Raw genomic sequence first — 15,994 nt, 5'->3', positions numbered from 1 at the left:
CTACGCCTCAGGCGATCACGCCCGGCCGCGACCCCGGATCTGAACCGAACCCGGCGGGAACGTTACCTTGGGTCCTGTTTAGTCGGTCGGAAATCGACAGCGAGGACCAACATGGATGACATTGTGATCGTGTTCGGCACGGCGCTGGTTGGCGCGATCGCCACCGACGGCTGGGTTTCGGTCCGTGACGCGGTGACCGGTCTGTGGCACCGTGCCCTCGACACCCGGGCCGCTGAGAACGTTGGTAGCGACCTCGAATCCCTACGCACGGAAATCCTCGAAGCCCGCGCGGCCCGCGACCAGGACACTGAGGACGCCCTCACCGGCGAGTGGCGTTCGCGGCTGCACCGGCTGCTGCGCGCCGACCCCGATATGGCTGCCGCCTTGCGCGAGGTCCTCGACCAGGTTCTGACCCCCGCGCTGCGACCCGCCGACCAGGCACTCGTACAGGAACTGCGGGGAGACAACGGCCAGCAGATCCACATCGTTGCCGGGAAAGACGCCTACACCGCCCTCGGGAACCAGGTCAACATCGGCGGTAGCCAGACCAATATCGGCCCGGTGTGACCACGATGCCCGCTGACGGTAAGGCAGGCCCGGACGGTACCGCTCAGCAACCTCCACCTCCACCTCCAGCGGATGGTGACCGGCCGAAGATCGAAGCCCGTGCCGGGGGAAACGCTTACACCTCGTTCGGAACCCAGACGAACATCGCCGGGGACCAGCACAACTATCCGGCGCCGGTACCGGCGCCGGAGCGCGTGTCGTGCAGCCTGCCTCGGGACACCGCGGCGTTTACCGGCCGGAGCACCGAGTTGGACTCCATCACCGATGCCGTGCGGCAGGCGGACATCGGCGGCATCCACGCGATCGTTGGGATGCCCGGTATCGGTAAGACCGCCCTGGCCGTGCACGCAGCTCACCAGCTTGCCGACCGGTTCCCCGACGGCCAGCTGTTTCTTGACCTGCACGCGCACACACCGGGACAGCAGCCCACCGATACATTCCGCGCGCTGGCGATGCTGCTGCTCGCCGACGGCCTATCCGTATCCTCGCTTCCCGCACACCTAGAAGAACGCGCCACGCTGTGGCGCGACCGGACCGCGGACAAGAAGCTGCTGCTGATCCTCGACAACGCCGCCAGCAGTAGCCAAGTCAGTCCGCTGCTGCCCGGCAATCCCGCCTGTCTGATCATGATCACTGCCCGACGCCACCTCGGTGACCTGCCCGGACAGACCAGGTCGCTGCCCCTGGACGACCTGTCCCCCCGAGAAGCCCGGAACATGTTCGACCGCTCAGCCGAACGCACTGTCGACGACAGCGACGACATCGAAACCCTGACCAAACTCTGCGGCTATCTACCGATGGCGATCACGATCGTCGCCCGCGTCTACAACCAGCACCCGCGTTGGAGCATGGCCGACCTGATCTGTGAGACCGAAACCCGGATACTGCGCTTGACCGCCGAAAACAACACCGTGGCAGCCGCGTTCGACCTGTCCGTGCACTACCTGACCGACCAGCGCCGCCGGTTCCTGACCCTGCTCGCACTGCACCCGGGAACCAGCATCGACCCCTACGCCGCGGCCGCGCTGACTGCCACCAGCCTGCAGGACGCCACCAACCACTTGGACGCGCTCTGGAGCGACAACCTGCTCACCGAGACCGCCTACCGCCGCTACGGCATGCACGACCTCATCCGTGCCTATACCCGCGAACTCGCCACCGGACTTTCCGACACCGAACGCGACCAGGCACTCGACCGGCTACTGGACTACTACCAGCACGCTGCCACCCGAGCCGCGACCGTCCTGTCCCAGATTCCCTGGACCGGGCCCGCCCTGCCCGCCCTGGACTCCACCGTTCCCCCGGTTGAGCAGTACCCGAAAGCCTTGACCTGGATCCGCACCGAACGGCCCAACCTGCACGCCTGCCTGGATCACGTCACGGATACCGCCACTCAACGCGTCCGGATCATTGCGTTCACTACGGCACTCGCACAGATCCTGCGCACCGATGGCCCCTGGCTCGACGCGATCCACCTGCACACCATCGCCGCCCAAACCGCCGAAACCGCCGACCAACTCGGACGGGCCAACACCCTTCACGACCTTGGGACCGTTCGGCGGCTGACCGACGACTTCCTGGAAGCGGACAAACTGCTTCGGCAGGCCCTGAAGCTCTACGAACGCCTCGGCAACCGACTCGGACGGGCCAACACCCTCCACGGCCTGGCGGGCGTGCGGCTGCAGGAAGGCAAAGGCTTCCCGGCCGCAGTTGACTTGCTACGGCGGGCCCTGAAGCTCTACAAACGCCTCGGTGACCAACTCGGACAAGCCAACACCCTTTATGAGCTGGGGGCCGTACGGCGAGCGCAAGGCAACTTCACGGCCGCAGCCAGCCGGCTGGAGCAGGCCCTCAAGCTCTACGAACGCCTCGGCGACCAGCGCGGACAGGTCAAGGCCCTCTACGATCTAGGGGCACTGCGGTACAGGGCCGACGACTACCCCCAAGCGGTCGAAATGTTGCAGCAGGCCTTGAACTTCAGCACCTGCCTCGGCGACCGACTCGGACAGGCCCACGCCCTCTATGCCTTGGGAGCCGTGCGACGGAGGACGGGCCACCTTGAGGACGCGGCCAACAAACAGACGGAGGCCCGAGCCCTCTTCGCCCACCTCGGCTCCGAGCGCGGGGAGGCCTACACCCTCCTCGAGCTGGGGATCGTACGGCGAGAGGAAGGTAACTACCAGGAAGCGCACGAACTACTGCGGCAGCTCCTGCCCATTTACGAGCGCCTCGGCAACCAGCACGGGCAGGCCAACACCCTCTACGAGCTGGGGAAGGTACGGCGAATGGAAGGCAACTTCCAGGCCGCAGCCAACTGCCTGGAGAAAGCACTGAATATTATCGACACTTCCGAGGAGAGCCAAAGCGATAGGCCGCAGGTGCTCGAAGAGTACGAGACCGTACGGCGACTTCTCGAGGATGAATCCGCTGCTTGGTAGTGAGCTGTCGAAACTCCGGATCAGCCACATGCGGCTGGAGTACTAGTGGCGTTGCAGTTGCAGCGCGAGGTACAGGTCGACCCGGTCGTCGAAGCGGTGCAGCTTGCGGCCGGTGAGCTGCTCGATGCGCTGGATGCGGTAGCGCAGGGTGTTGACGTGCACGTGCAGCTCCTTCGCCGTGCGGGTCCACGAGCCGTCGCAGCGCAGGAACATGTCGAGGGTGTGCACGAGGCGGGCGTCGTGGGCCCGGTCGTACTCGGCGAGGGGGCGCAACAGCCGACGGTGGAACGCCCGCCGGGCCTCGGTCGGGACCCCGGCCAGCAGCAGCGCGTGCGAGGACAGGTCCCCACTGGACACCACCGCCACCCGCTCCTGTCCGGTGACGGCGTACCGGTAGGCGTGGCGTGCCTCCTCGACCGCCGTGTCCAGCGCGTCGACCCCGGACGCCGGGGCGCTGAGCCCGACGGCGAACCGCTCTCCGCGCAGACCCGGTGTCAGCGCCCGCGTCGACTGACGGATTCCCTCCACGAGGTCGGCCGGGCTGACGTCGGTGGGGGAGTCGATGGGAATGACCGCATGGACCTCGTCGCCGACGGCCGCGATGGCCGACGTGGGCGCGAGCGGCCGCACGACCTCCTCGACGACGGTGAGCGCCAGGTCGTCGGGCGCTGCCGTGGCGGTGCCGGCGGTGAGGGCGAGGAAGGTGGCCTCCGGGTCCAGACGACACGCCTCGAGACGCGCCGCGATCTCGGCGGGTGCGGCTCTGCCGACCAGCGGTCGCAGCAGGAGCGCGGCGAGGCGACGCTCGACGTGCAGGTGCCGGTCGAGATGGGCGCGTTCGAGGGTGAGCAGGGTGACCAGCCCCTCGACGGCCTGACGGCGCTCGGGCTCCCAGGTGGTCACGTCGCCCGTGCACGCGAGGAACCAGGCGCCGACCCGCCGGCCGGGGTGGGCGCTTGCGCCGAAGAGCGAGAAGCGCCGGTCCCGGCCGACGCCGAGGACGTGTGGCAGCCGAGGGGCGGTCAGGAACGTACGCGCCAGACGGGCGCACAGGTCGCCGTCGATCGGTGCGGTGCCCGCGACGACCCGGCCGGTGGGCGACAGGACCCAGCAGGGGATCTCGGCGGCGGCCGAGGGCAGCAGGTCGGCGAGGTGCGCGTCCTCGGTGAGCGCCGCGATCAGACCCTGGTGTCGATGCACGGTCGCGGCCAGTCCGGTGGCTCTCTCGACCCGCAGGGCGGTGCCGATCGCATCGCTGATGACGGTGAAGGACACCTCGACGGGTACCTCGAACACGGGGATGTCGTGACGTGCGCACGCCTCGACGACGTCAGCCGGGACGGTGCCGAACGCCGCCGCGCCGGCACCGACCGCGCTGACGCCAGCCCGCGCGACGGCCGCCGCGAACACCTCGGAGTCCGTCGGACCGCGTCTCCACATGAGACCGGTGAGCACCACCTCGCCGCCGGACAGGTACCGGCTCGGGTCGAGCAGGTCGGTGGTGAAGAACTGCTGGATCACCCGCTCGCCCTGGCTGTGGCCGCTGAGCAACGTCAGTTTGAGGCCGGCCTGGCCCAGGAGGTCGCTGAGTCGCATCGACAACTCCTTGCCTTGGAGGAAGCTCCAGAGACCGTAGGGCGGCAATGTTTCAAGTTCGGTTCGCTCACCCAATGCACCCGGGTCGATGTCGCTGTTTGACTACCGCCACCGCAGGGTGGAGGGGAGGTCCGGTGCACGAGCGTCTGACGTGGTTCAACGCGTTGCCGGCGGCGGACGCCGAGCGGGAGCTGTCGGCCTGCTGCGCGTCGCCGTCGTGGGCGCGGGCCGTGGTCGCCTCCCGTCCCTACGCCACCCCGGGGGAGCTGGTCGCGGGGGGATCCGCGACGCTCGCCGCCCTGCCCTGGCCCGACATCGCCGAGGCGCTGGCGGCGCATCCGCGGATCGGGCAACGGGCCGACGGCGACGGGCGCGATGCCGCCTGGTCCCGCCGTGAGCAGGCCGGCGTCGCGGACGACGACGAGGTGACCGGACGAGCCCTGCACGAGGTCAACCGCGCCTACGAGGCCCGCTTCGGGCACCTCTTCCTGATCTTCGCGAACGGACGGTCGTCCGCCGAGATCGTCGCCGCCGCCACCGCCCGGCTCGCCAACGACGAGGAGGCGGAGCGGGAGGTGGTCCGGAGCGAGTTGACACGGATCACGGCGCTGCGACTGACGAGGCTGATGGACGAGTGAGCCTCTCCACGCACGTCCTCGACACCGCCCGGGGAGAACCGGCCCAGGGGGTGGCGGTGCACCTGTACCGCTGGACCGGCGACCGGTGGATCGACGTCGCCACGGGGCGTACCGACCCCGACGGGCGGCTGCGCGACTGGGTGCCCAAGCGGCGCTGGGCCCGGGGGACGTACCGACTCCGCTTCGACACCGCCGGCTATCTCGGCCTCGGGGCGTTCTTCCCGGAGGTCTCGGTGGTGTTCGTGGTCACGGATGTCTGGCGGCACGTGCACGTGCCCCTGCTGCTGAGCCCGTACGGCTATTCGACGTATCGAGGGAGTTGACCCCGTTGGACGTTGTTCTCGGTCCCCACCAGTACGGCAAGGCCGAAGTGCGGCTGGTCCACGTCGTCCGCCACGGCGAACGGCACGACCTGACCGACCTGACGGTCGGCGTCGCGCTCGCCGGCGACCTGGCCGACACCCACCTGACCGGCGACAACAGCAAGGTCCTGCCGACCGACAGCCAGAAGAACACGGTGTACGCCTTCGCCCGTCGCCACGGCGTCGGCGCGATCGAGGACTTCGGGCTGCGCCTGGCACGGCACTTCGTCGAGTCGCAGCCCGCCGTCACCCGGGCGACCGTCGACATCCACGAGCACGCCTGGACGCGCCTGGGCGGGCACTCCTTCGCCCGCTCGGCGGCGGAGACGCGGACGGCGACGGTCACCGTCGACGGGTCCGACGCCGTCGTCGTCTCCGGGCTGACCGGGATGGTGCTGATGAACACCACCGACTCGGAGTTCTTCGGCTTCGTCCGCGACGAGTACACGACGCTGCCCGAGGCGCACGACCGGATCCTGGCCACGGCGGTGGACGCCCGCTGGCGACACGCGACGAGCGAAAGCGACGACTGGGAGGCCTCGTTCGGCGAGGTACGACGGCACCTCGTCGAGGCGTTCGTCGACACGTACAGCCGGTCCCTGCAACAGACCCTGTACGCGATGGGGCAGCGGGTCCTCGAACACCGGCCGGAGATCACCGAGGTGCGGATGTCGCTGCCCAACAAGCACCATTTCCTCGTCGACCTCGCGCCCTTCGGGCTCGACAACCCCGACCAGGTCTTCCAGGCGCCCGACCGCCCGTACGGGCTGATCGAGGGCGCGGTGCGCCGCGACGACGCGCCACGGTGGGTCGAGTCGTGGTGGGACTCGTGAGCCCGCCCCGGCCGGAGCGCATCGTCATCGAGGGCTGTGCGGTCGCGACGGTCGACGGCACGGGCCGCGAGTACGAGAGCGGCCACCTCGTCGTCGAGGGTGGACGGATCGTCGCCGTCGGGGCCGGCCCGGCGGCGGGTACGGACGAGGCCGTGCGGGTCACGCGCGTGGACGGCACCGGCTGCCTCGCCACCCCGGGGCTGGTCAACACCCACCACCACCTCTACCAGTGGGTCACCCGGGGTCTGGCGCAGCAGGCCGACCTGTTCGGCTGGCTCACCGACCTGTACCCGGTGTGGGCGCGCATCGGCGAGGAGGACGTGTCGGCGGCCGTCGGCGCCGGACTGGGCTGGCTCGCGCTGTCCGGTTGCACGACGACCACCGACCACCACTACGTGTTCCCGGCGGGAGCCGGTGACCTGTTCGCCGCGGAGGTGGCCGAGGCGGGTCGGGTAGGGCTGCGCTTTCACCCCGTCCGTGGCTCCATGGATCTCGGGGCGTCCGCCGGCGGTCTGCCTCCGGACCATCTCGTGGAGGACACCGACGCCGCGCTGGCCGCGACCGTTGACGCGATCGACCGCTTCTCCGATCCCGCGCCCGACGCGATGGTCCGGGTCGCGGTCGGCCCCTGCTCCCCGTTCTCCGCGAGTGAACGGCTGATGCGCGACGCCGCCGCGTTGGCGCGGGACCGGGGCGTCCGGCTGCACACCCACCTGGCCGAGACCGTCGACGAGGAGGACTACTGCCGGGCCACGCACGGCTGCTCGCCCGCCGAGTACGCCGAGCGGCTCGGCTGGCTCGGCGACGACGTCTGGCTCGCGCACGGTGTGCACCTGGACGCCGACGCCATCGGGCGGATGGCCGCGACCGGAACGTCGCTGGCCCACTGCCCCAGCTCCAACGCCCGGCTCGGCGCGGGCATCGCTCCCGTGCGGGACCTGCTCGACGCCGGCGCGTCCGTCGGGCTCGGCGTCGACGGCGCCGCCTCGCAGGAGGCCGGACAGATGGTCGCCGAGGTGCGCCAGGCCCTGCTGGTGGCCCGCCTACGGGGAGGGCCCACCGCCCTGACCGCGCGCGAGGCGCTCACCCTCGCCACCCGTGGCGGTGCTCGCTGCCTCGGCCGCGCGGACGAGATCGGCTCACTGGAGGTGGGCAAGCTGGCCGACGTGGCGCTCTGGCGACTCGACGGGCTCGGGCACGCCGACATCGCCGATCCGGTCGCCGCCCTCGTCCTCGGCGCGCCGCCGCCGGTGGAGCTGCTGCTCGTCGGCGGGCGACCGGTCGTCGAAGGCGGCCGCCTGACCACCGTCGACGAACGGGACCTGCTCCTGCGGGCCCGACGCGCGGCGGTTCGGCTGCGCGGCGCGACCCCGTGACGGCGTACCGACAGCAAGGACAGGAGTGGACGTGCCGACGACGACCGAACCGGACATCCTCAGCCCCGAGGCGCTGGAGTTCGTCAGCGAGCTGCACCGGCGCTTCGGGGCCCGCCGTGCGGAACTGCTCGCCCGTCGCGCCCGACGACGGGCGGAGATCGCCCGGACCGGCCGACTCGACTTCCTGACCGAGACGAAGGACATCCGTGAGTCCGAGTGGCGGGTGCCCCCGCCGCCGCCCGGCCTCGTCGACCGTCGCGTGGAGATCACCGGACCCACCGACCGCAAGATGGCCATCAACGCGCTCAACTCCGGGGCGCAGGTCTGGCTCGCCGACCTGGAGGACGCCAACACTCCGCACTGGGCCAACGTCGTGGCCGGGCAGGTCAACCTGTACGACGCCGTACGCGCCACGATCACCCACGACGCGCCGGACGGGCGGCACTACGCCCTGCGCGCCGACGGGCCGCTCGCCACCATCGTCGTACGACCACGGGGCTGGCATCTCGACGAGCGTCACGTGCTGGTCGACGGCGTGCCGGCCGCCGGCGCGCTCGTCGACTTCGGCCTGCACGCCTTCCACAACGCGCGGGAGTCGATCGCGCGGGGTACCGGCCCCTACTACTACCTGCCGAAGCTGGAGAGCCACCGGGAGGCGCGGCTCTGGCACGACGTGTTCGCGTACGCCGAGGACACGCTCGCGATCGGGCGCGGCGCGATCCGCGCGACCGTGCTCATCGAGACCATCACGGCGGCGTTCGAGATGGACGAGATCCTGCACGCGCTGGGCCCGCACGCCGCCGGCCTGAACGCGGGCCGCTGGGACTACCTGTTCTCCATCATCAAGAACTTCCGCGAGCGCACCGTCCTGCCCGACCGTGCCGCGATCACGATGACCGCGCCGTTCCTTCGCGCGTACACCGATCTGCTCGTCGCGACCTGTCACCGCCGCGGCGCGGTCGCGATCGGCGGCATGTCGGCCTTCATTCCCGGCGGTGACGCGCAGCGGAACGCGGCGGCCTTCGCGCAGGTCCGCGCGGACAAGGAACGCGAGGCGAGCGACGGCTTCGACGGCTCCTGGGTGGCCCACCCCGCGCTGGTGCCGGTCTGCCGGGAGGTCTTCGACGGCGTCCTCGGGCAGCGGGACAACCAGCTGGACTGCACGCGCGACGACGTGCGCGTGCCCGCCGACCGGCTGCTCGACTTCACGGTCGCGGGCGGCGAGGTCACCTCGGCCGGGCTGCGCACCAACGTCTCGGTCGCGCTGCGCTACCTGGAGGCCTGGCTTCGGGGCGTCGGGGCCGTCGCCATCAACAACCTCATGGAGGACGCGGCCACCGCCGAGATCTCCCGCGCCCAGGTCTGGCAGTGGGCGCACCAGGGCGTCCGGCTGGCCGACACCGGCGAGACGGTCACCGCGGACCTCGTCCGACGCGTCGTGGGGGAGGAACTGGCCGGAATCCGGCACGCCGTGGGCGAGGCCGACTACACGGCCGGACGGTGGCCGGACGCCCGCGCCCTCGTCGAGAGGGGCGCGCTGGATCCCGAGTTCGTCGACTTCCTCACGGTGCCCGCGTACGAGGTCGTCGACTGATGGGCCGCCGACTCCACGAGCGGACCGGCCTCGAACTCGACCGTCGGCTCGCGCCGGTCGACGAGGCGCTGCGGCGGCGGTACCCCGGCGAGGCCCCCGGCCGGCAGCCGGTGCACACCGTGTACGTGCCGGCGGACCGGTACACCCCGGACCTGTGCCGGCGGTGGGGCGAGCAGGCACTCGACGCGCTCGACGCGTGCCCACCCCTGCCGTTTCCGGTGGAGCTGCGCGACCGTGTGGTGGCGAAGGTGTCCACCGAGCCCATCGAGGATCTCCGGCTCGACTTCGAGGACGGCTACGGCGTACGCGACGACGACGAGGAGGACGAGACCGCCCGCGTCGCCGCGACGGCGCTGCGGGACGGCCCGCGCCCCGCGTTCGTCGGGCTGCGCTGCAAGAGCTTCGACCCCGACAGCAGGGACCGGGCGATTCGCACCCTCGACGTGTTCCTCGACGCGCTCGGCCCGCCCCCACCCGGCTTCGTCATCACCCTGCCGAAGGTCCGGGCCGTGGAGCAGGTCGCGGCGATGTCCCTGCTCTGCGCGGCGCTGGAGGCCGCGTACGCGCTGCCGGCCGCGAGCCTGCGCTTCGAGCTGCAGATCGAGACCCCGGAGGCGGTGCTGGGCGCCGACGGCACCGCCACCGTCGCCCGCATGATCACCGCCGCCCAGGGCCGCTGCGTCGGGCTGCACTACGGCACCTACGACTACAGCGCCGCCTGCGGCGTCGCCGCCGCCCACCAGTCGCTCGATCATCCCGTCGCCGACCACGCCAAGGCCGTCATGCAGGCGGCGGCCGCCGGCACCGGCGTACGCCTCAGCGACGGCTCGTCAAACGTGCTCCCGGTGGGCGACGCGACGGCCGTGCACCGGGCCTGGCGGCTGCACACCAGCCTGGTCCGGCGGTCCCTGACACGGGGCTTCTACCAGGGCTGGGACCTGCACCCCGCGCAGTTGCCCACCCGGTACGCCGCCACCTACGCCTTCTTCCGCGAGAGCCGTGCGGCAACCGTGGAACGCCTCACGGCGTACCTGGACCGCCGGGCCGGAGGCGTGCTCGACGAACCGGCGACCGCCCACGCGCTCGCGAGTTTCCTGCGCCGTGGCCTCGACTGCGGCGCGCTCGACCCGGACGAGGTCGGCGTCGACCGAGCCACCCTGGAGGCGCTGTGAGCTACGACCTCGTCCTGCGCTCCACGCGGGTCGTCACCCCACAGGGTGAGCGGCCGGCGACGGTCTGCGTCACCGACGGACGCATCGAGGCGGTGACCGACCACGACGCCACGCCCGACGGGCCGGTGACCGACCTCGGCGACCTGGCCCTGCTGCCCGGCGTCGTCGACACGCACGTGCACGTCAACGAACCGGGGCGTACCGAATGGGAGGGTTTCGCCTCGGCCACCCGTGCCGCGATAGCCGGCGGCGTGACCACGATCGTCGACATGCCGCTCAACTCCGTCCCGCCGACCGTGTCGGTGCCGGCCCTCGACGTGAAGCGCCGCGCCGCCGACGGCAGGGTGCACGCGGACGTCGGATTCTGGGGTGGGGCGGTGCCCGGCAACGCCGGGGACCTCGCGGCGCTGCACCGCGCCGGTGTCCTCGGCTTCAAGTGCTTCCTGGTCGACTCGGGCGTGCCGGAGTTCCCACCGCTGGACCCGCCGGCGCTCGACGAGGCCCTGCGCGCGGTCGACGCCCTGTTCATCGTGCACGCCGAGAACCCGGACGCCGTCACCGCCGCACCTCCGTCGCGCCACTACGCCGACTTCGTGGCGTCCCGACCACCGAACGCCGAGACGGAGGCCATCGCCCGGGTCCTGGACGCCGCCCGACGCGCCGGCGCGCGGGTTCACATCCTGCACCTGTCGTCCGCCGACGCCCTGCCGCTGATCGCCGCCGCGCGCGGCGCCGGCGTCCGCGTCACCGTCGAGACCTGCCCCCACTACCTCTGCCTGACCGCCGAGGAGGTGCCCGACGGGGCCACCGAGTACAAGTGCTGCCCGCCGATCCGCGATCGCGCCAACCAGGACCGGCTCTGGGCGGGCCTCGTCGCCGGCGTCATCGACTGCGTGGTCTCCGACCACTCACCCAGCACACCGACGCTGAAGAGGCCGCCGAGCGGTGACTTCGCCGCCGCGTGGGGAGGCATCTCGTCGTTGCAGATCGGTCTGCCGGCGGTGTGGACCGGTGCCCGGCGGCGCGGGTACCGGTTGCTGGACGTCGTCCGCTGGATGGCGCAGCGGCCCGCCGAGATCGCCGGACTGGGCACCAAGGGGCGCATCGCCGCGGGCTTCGACGCCGACCTCGTCGCCTTCGCGCCGGACGAGCCGTTCGTGGTCGACCCGACCGCGCTGCGACACCGCCACCCCGTCACCCCGTACGCCGGGCGGACGCTGCACGGCGTCGTCCGCGGCGTGTGGCTGCGCGGTCGACAGGTGTCGCCGGACGGCCCGCCACAGGGGCGCCTCATCTCCGGGAGCAGCCGATGACCAACCTTCCCGACCTCGCCTCCCGGGCGCTGTCCGGTGGCGTCGTCCACGCCAACGACGAGTTCTTCGCCCCCGCCGACCACCTCGTCGATCCGAACCCGCCGACGTTCACCCCGGGCACCTTCGGGGCCAAGGGCCAGGTCTACGAGGGGTGGGAGACGCGCCGGCGGCGTACGCCCGGGCACGACCACGCCATCGTGCGGCTCGGCGTTCCCGGGATCGTGCACACGGTCGTCGTGGACACCAGCCACTTCACCGGCAACTACCCGCCGTACGCGGCCGTCGACGGCTGCCGCCTGGACGGGCACCCGTCGCCGGAGGAACTTGCCGACGCGGCCTGGACGCCGCTGGTGCCCCGGGCGGCGCTGGCCGGCGACACCCGCAACGTCTTCTCCGTCGAACCGGGAGACCGGGTCACCCACGTACGGCTGTCGATCTTCCCGGACGGCGGTGTCGCCCGGCTGCGGGTGCACGGCGAGGCGACCCCCGACCCCCGGTTCCTCACCGGCGGCCTGGTCGACCTCGCGGCCCTGGAGCATGGTGGTCTCGTCGTGGAATGCAGCGACATGTTCTACGGCACGCCCCACAACCTCATCGCCCCCGGCCGGGCACGCACCATGGGGGATGGCTGGGAGACCGCCCGCCGCCGCGACGACGGCAACGACTGGGTCCTGCTGCGCCTGGCCGCGCCCGGGGTCGTCCGCCTCGTCGAGCTGGACACCAGCCACTTCAAGGGCAACGCGCCCGGGGCGGCGGCGGTCCGCGGCTGCGCCACCGACCCGGACGACGGCGACGGCTGGTTCGACCTGCTGCCGGTGACCCGCCTGCAACCCGACACCCGGCACCGCTTCCTGGTCGCGGAGGCGGACGCCGTCACCTGGGTACGACTCGACGCGTACCCGGACGGCGGGATGGCCCGGCTCCGCATCCTCGGGGAGGTCACCCCGGCCGGCCTGGCTACCCTGCGAAGGCGGTGGTCGTCAGCGTGAACCGGACGCCCGCGAATCTCGTTGCAGGTGCGTGGCGTCGTCGTCGGAAGGACCGAACGTGCGGGCTCGTTGGGTGTCTCTGCGCGGTCGTGGCTGGGTCGCCGGCCTGGTCGCGGCCGGTGTCGCCGCCGCCGTCGGCATCGGGGTGACCGCGTACGCCCGGCACGACGAGACGGTCGGACGGTCGCTGTCCGACGACCAGATGTCTGCCGTGCTGTCCGCCGGGCACGCCTGCCCGATGCTGTCCTCGGCCCGGATCGCCGGGCAGCTCATGGCCGAGTCCGGCCTGGACGCGAACGCGGCGCGCACCACCTCCGGCGGCAGGGGCCTCGCCGGCCTCGACGACCAGCAGTGGCAACGCTGGGCACCCTGGACGGGCGCGCAGCGTACCGACCCGAGCGCCGCCGTGGCCGCGCTGTCGCACCTGATGTGCCAGCTCGGCGGCGAGATCCGGCAGGCCGGCGTGCAGGGCGACCCGTGGCGGCTGTCGCTGGCCGGTTTCCGGGCCGGTGTCCCGGCGGTGACCAGGGCCGGCCGGGTCCCCGACTCGGCAACCGAGTACGTCGACCGGGCCGCCGGCTACGCCACCTACTACCAGGGCCTGCCGCACTTCGCGGACGCCGGTGCACTGACCCTCAGCGCCGGGACGGCACCAGACGCCGTACCCCTGCCCCAGGCGCTCGCGCCCGTCATCGCCGCCGCCGGCCGGCGGTGCTCGCAGGTGCCCGCCGCCGCGCTCGCCGGTCAGATGATGGCCGTGTCCGGGTTCCGGGCGGACGGACCGGGCGGCGTCGCCGGCGTGCCGCCGGAGCTGTGGCGGCGGTACGCGCCCGCCGACGCCTCGGCGTCGAAGGCCGAGGACGCGGTCGGCGTGCTCGCTCTCGCGATGTGCCGGCTGACGAAGGAGTTGGCCGGACTGCCGGGTGACCCGTACCTGCTCGCGCTCGCCGCGTGGCGGGCCGGCGAGGACACCGTCCGACGCGCCGGGGGCGTACCGGACGCCAGGACACTGTCCTTCCTGGAACAGGTCCGCCGGTACACCGACTACTACCGCCTCGACACCCGCCTCGGCGTCGTGCCGGTGGTCTCGCCCTCGCCGTCCGCCCCGGTAGCCCCGTCGAAGCCACCGGCGGCCACCCCGACACGGCGGGCGAGCACGCCGCCTCCCGCGTCGCCGAAGCCGGTGGCACCCAAGCCCACGCCGAGCCGCAAGCCGTCCGGGACGATGTTCGCGCACGAGCGGTCCGGTCAGTGCCTGGACGCGGGCGCCGCCACCAACCTGCTCGCGTCCCGGATCGCGCCGTGTGACCCGTACAAGGTGTCGCAGCGGTGGAACGTGCGGTCCGACGGCACGATCCGGTCCGCCCGCAGCGGGCTCTGCCTCGAGGTCAACGACAGCGGCGTCACCGACGGCACCCTCGTGCAGACCGCCACCTGCGACGGTGCCGCCACCCAGCGCTGGACCCTCCGCGACGACGCCCTGGTCAGCCCGGTGAACGGCGGCATGTGCGTGGACATCGGCTGGGACCTGGCGACCACGGCCATCTGGACCTGCAACTACGACGCCGACCAGACCTGGCGGCCGACCACCTGATCCGGCCGCCTGGATCCGGGTGAGGGAAATCCCCGCAGAACGGCTCGCGAGCCTCCCGGGCGGTCCCGCGACCGTCCGCCGGCTGGTTGTCTACCGGTGCCAACGATCACCGGCCCAGAGGAGGCAGCCATTATGGCGATCACCGATATCAGACCGGAGGACGTCGAGACGGCGGCCGACAACCACCAGGCCGCCGAGCAGGACCTTGACAGTCAGCGCAGGGGTCTCGACGACACGGTCAACGTCCTCGTTACGACAAACAGCGGCTTTCTCATGCAGAAGCTGAACGAAGTCCAGGATGCCTGGAGCACGGACATGATCGCCATTCTCAAGGATCTCGACGCCTGCGAGCAGTTCCTGCGTGAGTGCAAGACGGAACTGGAACGGCTGAACCAGGAGCAGGGCGGCTCGCTCTCCTGATCGCTGTCCCTCGCAGATCTCAAGAAGGAGCATCCTCCATGACGGACCCGGATTACATCAAGTACGACTACAACTCCATGGACCTCGCCTATGACGAGATGAAGCGCATCAGCGACAACGTGATCAGCCAGTTGGACGTTCTGGAGCAGGAGGCGAAGCGGGTTCTCGCCTTCAACGGTGACTACGTCGACGCCTACGACCTGAAGGCCCAGAAGGTCCGGGACGGGATCACCGAGTTGAACGACGCCACCCTCCTGCGCAGCAAGGATCTGGCCGAGAAGTTCGCCGACTACCAGGCCACCGACAGGAAGCTCGGCTCCCGGTAGACCGCAGGGGCGGCGGGGAGTTTCTCCGCCGCCGCCCGCACCGCGCGACGCACACCTCGGCCTCGGCCCGGAAAGGAGCAGTGAGCAATGGCCAGCTCGGACAGCACCGAGATCGACCTCGCGGCGTTGCGCGACGCGGCGAGACAGATCGAGGACCTCATGACCGACGGCAGCATGACGATCTTCGAGACGGCGGCGGACACCAGCGCGCTGGAAGCCGGCAAGCTGGACGCCGCCCAGTGGCTCGAGGCCATGGTCGCCGACCGCGGGGCCGGCCTGCGCCAGCACGCCCTCGACCTGCAGGCGTCCTTCGAGGCGCTCGGCACCCGGCTGCGCACCATCGCCGACATCTTCGAGCAGCAGGACCAGGCCAACGGCGACTCGTTGCAGGGCAAGGCCGTCGACGAGATCGAGACCTGGACCGCATCGGTCGGCGGCCTCACCATCCCGCCCGCCGACGGCGAGGAGACGTACGACACCGGCGACAACGTCAACCGCGACGGCGCGCGCCTCGGCTTCGAGGTCGACCCGATGACGGGTGAGGCGAGAAAGGCCGACGACGGCAGCATCGAGGTCACCCTGCCGGCGCCGGAGGACCTGAACGTCACCGTCTTCCCGGACACCTCCATCACCCCGGACGTGCTCTTCACCGACACCGACGTCGTCGACTACGACTACGAGGGCGGGTTCTTCACCGAGGGCACCAACAACCAGTCGGTGCCAACGAGCACGAGCGTCACCGCGACCGTCACGCCCGAGGACGACGAGAAGTAGGC

At 71.4% G+C, this 15,994-nt stretch carries 15 protein-coding genes; 14 read left to right on the top strand and 1 reads right to left on the bottom strand.

Going from position 1 to position 15,994, the window contains the following annotated elements; all coding sequences use genetic code 11:
• Positions 1–111: 111 nt before the first annotated feature.
• Positions 112–567 carry a hypothetical protein gene (locus tag ACQPZK_RS18950; RefSeq protein ID WP_433534264.1) on the top strand — a complete coding sequence of 152 codons (456 nt, stop codon included), beginning with the start codon at positions 112–114 and terminating at the stop codon, positions 565–567.
• A gap of 5 nt (positions 568–572) precedes the next feature.
• A complete protein-coding gene (locus ACQPZK_RS18945; RefSeq protein WP_433539249.1) occupies positions 573–3,005 on the top strand; it encodes a tetratricopeptide repeat protein in 2,433 nt (810 codons plus the stop codon).
• A 42-nt stretch (positions 3,006–3,047) separates the two neighbouring features.
• Here the strand turns inward: ACQPZK_RS18945 and ACQPZK_RS18940 are convergent, their stop codons facing one another.
• Positions 3,048–4,601 (bottom strand): helix-turn-helix domain-containing protein, encoded by a 1,554-nt coding sequence (locus tag ACQPZK_RS18940; protein ID WP_433534263.1) that lies wholly within the window; start codon positions 4,599–4,601, stop codon positions 3,048–3,050.
• 134 nt (positions 4,602–4,735) lie between these two features.
• Here ACQPZK_RS18940 and uraD point away from each other — a divergent pair, with 134 nt between their 5' ends.
• From uraD to ACQPZK_RS18880, 12 genes are all read left to right on the top strand, one after another.
• Positions 4,736–5,239, top strand: coding sequence for a 2-oxo-4-hydroxy-4-carboxy-5-ureidoimidazoline decarboxylase (gene uraD, locus ACQPZK_RS18935; RefSeq protein ID WP_433534262.1), 504 nt, complete (start codon positions 4,736–4,738; stop codon positions 5,237–5,239).
• Entirely contained in the window at positions 5,236–5,562 is a 327-nt protein-coding gene (uraH, locus tag ACQPZK_RS18930; RefSeq protein WP_433534261.1) for a hydroxyisourate hydrolase, read from the top strand. The genes uraD and uraH overlap by 4 nt, the downstream gene beginning before the upstream one ends.
• 5 nt (positions 5,563–5,567) lie before the next feature.
• Complete coding sequence (gene pucL / locus ACQPZK_RS18925; protein ID WP_433534260.1) at positions 5,568–6,434, top strand: factor-independent urate hydroxylase; 867 nt, start codon at positions 5,568–5,570, stop codon at positions 6,432–6,434.
• Entirely contained in the window at positions 6,431–7,810 is a 1,380-nt protein-coding gene (locus tag ACQPZK_RS18920; protein ID WP_433534259.1) for an 8-oxoguanine deaminase, read from the top strand. The genes pucL and ACQPZK_RS18920 overlap by 4 nt, the downstream gene beginning before the upstream one ends.
• Before the next feature lie 31 nt (positions 7,811–7,841).
• Positions 7,842–9,404, top strand: a complete 1,563-nt coding sequence (gene aceB, locus ACQPZK_RS18915; protein WP_433534258.1) for a malate synthase A — start codon at positions 7,842–7,844, stop codon at positions 9,402–9,404.
• Entirely contained in the window at positions 9,404–10,576 is a 1,173-nt protein-coding gene (locus ACQPZK_RS18910) for a DUF6986 family protein (RefSeq protein WP_433534257.1), read from the top strand. The genes aceB and ACQPZK_RS18910 overlap by 1 nt, the downstream gene beginning before the upstream one ends.
• Positions 10,573–11,889: an allantoinase AllB gene (gene allB / locus ACQPZK_RS18905; RefSeq protein ID WP_433534256.1), complete on the top strand. Its 1,317-nt coding sequence runs from the start codon at positions 10,573–10,575 to the stop codon at positions 11,887–11,889. Before ACQPZK_RS18910 ends, allB begins: the two co-directional genes overlap by 4 nt.
• Positions 11,886–12,878: an allantoicase gene (alc, locus tag ACQPZK_RS18900; protein WP_433534255.1), complete on the top strand. Its 993-nt coding sequence runs from the start codon at positions 11,886–11,888 to the stop codon at positions 12,876–12,878. The genes allB and alc overlap by 4 nt, the downstream gene beginning before the upstream one ends.
• Before the next feature lie 58 nt (positions 12,879–12,936).
• Positions 12,937–14,472, top strand: a complete 1,536-nt coding sequence (locus ACQPZK_RS18895) for a ricin-type beta-trefoil lectin domain protein (RefSeq protein WP_433534254.1) — start codon at positions 12,937–12,939, stop codon at positions 14,470–14,472.
• Between the two features lie 132 nt (positions 14,473–14,604).
• Positions 14,605–14,892 (top strand): hypothetical protein, encoded by a 288-nt coding sequence (locus ACQPZK_RS18890; protein ID WP_433534253.1) that lies wholly within the window; start codon positions 14,605–14,607, stop codon positions 14,890–14,892.
• Positions 14,893–14,930: 38 nt separating this feature from the next.
• Positions 14,931–15,218: a hypothetical protein gene (locus tag ACQPZK_RS18885; RefSeq protein ID WP_433534252.1), complete on the top strand. Its 288-nt coding sequence runs from the start codon at positions 14,931–14,933 to the stop codon at positions 15,216–15,218.
• 87 nt (positions 15,219–15,305) lie between these two features.
• Positions 15,306–15,992 (top strand): hypothetical protein, encoded by a 687-nt coding sequence (locus ACQPZK_RS18880; protein ID WP_433534251.1) that lies wholly within the window; start codon positions 15,306–15,308, stop codon positions 15,990–15,992.
• Positions 15,993–15,994: the final 2 nt, after the last annotated feature.

This window comes from Micromonospora sp. CA-249363, from assembly GCF_050950185.1.
Lineage (GTDB): Bacteria > Actinomycetota > Actinomycetes > Mycobacteriales > Micromonosporaceae > Micromonospora.
This window is presented reverse-complemented; position numbering and strand designations above follow the sequence as displayed.

What these genes read in the sequence shown, in the direction of transcription:
- ACQPZK_RS18945 (WP_433539249.1), top strand. Translation starts at nt 573, where the DNA reads ATGCCCGCTGACGGTAAGGCAGGCCCGGACGGTACCGCTCAGCAACCT.
- ACQPZK_RS18910 (WP_433534257.1), top strand. Translation starts at nt 9,404, where the DNA reads ATGGGCCGCCGACTCCACGAGCGGACCGGCCTCGAACTCGACCGTCGG.
- ACQPZK_RS18940 (WP_433534263.1), bottom strand. Translation starts at nt 4,601, where the DNA reads ATGCGACTCAGCGACCTCCTGGGCCAGGCCGGCCTCAAACTGACGTTG.
- alc (WP_433534255.1), top strand. Translation starts at nt 11,886, where the DNA reads ATGACCAACCTTCCCGACCTCGCCTCCCGGGCGCTGTCCGGTGGCGTC.
- ACQPZK_RS18890 (WP_433534253.1), top strand. Translation starts at nt 14,605, where the DNA reads ATGGCGATCACCGATATCAGACCGGAGGACGTCGAGACGGCGGCCGAC.
- ACQPZK_RS18880 (WP_433534251.1), top strand. Translation starts at nt 15,306, where the DNA reads ATGGCCAGCTCGGACAGCACCGAGATCGACCTCGCGGCGTTGCGCGAC.
- ACQPZK_RS18950 (WP_433534264.1), top strand. Translation starts at nt 112, where the DNA reads ATGGATGACATTGTGATCGTGTTCGGCACGGCGCTGGTTGGCGCGATC.
- ACQPZK_RS18885 (WP_433534252.1), top strand. Translation starts at nt 14,931, where the DNA reads ATGACGGACCCGGATTACATCAAGTACGACTACAACTCCATGGACCTC.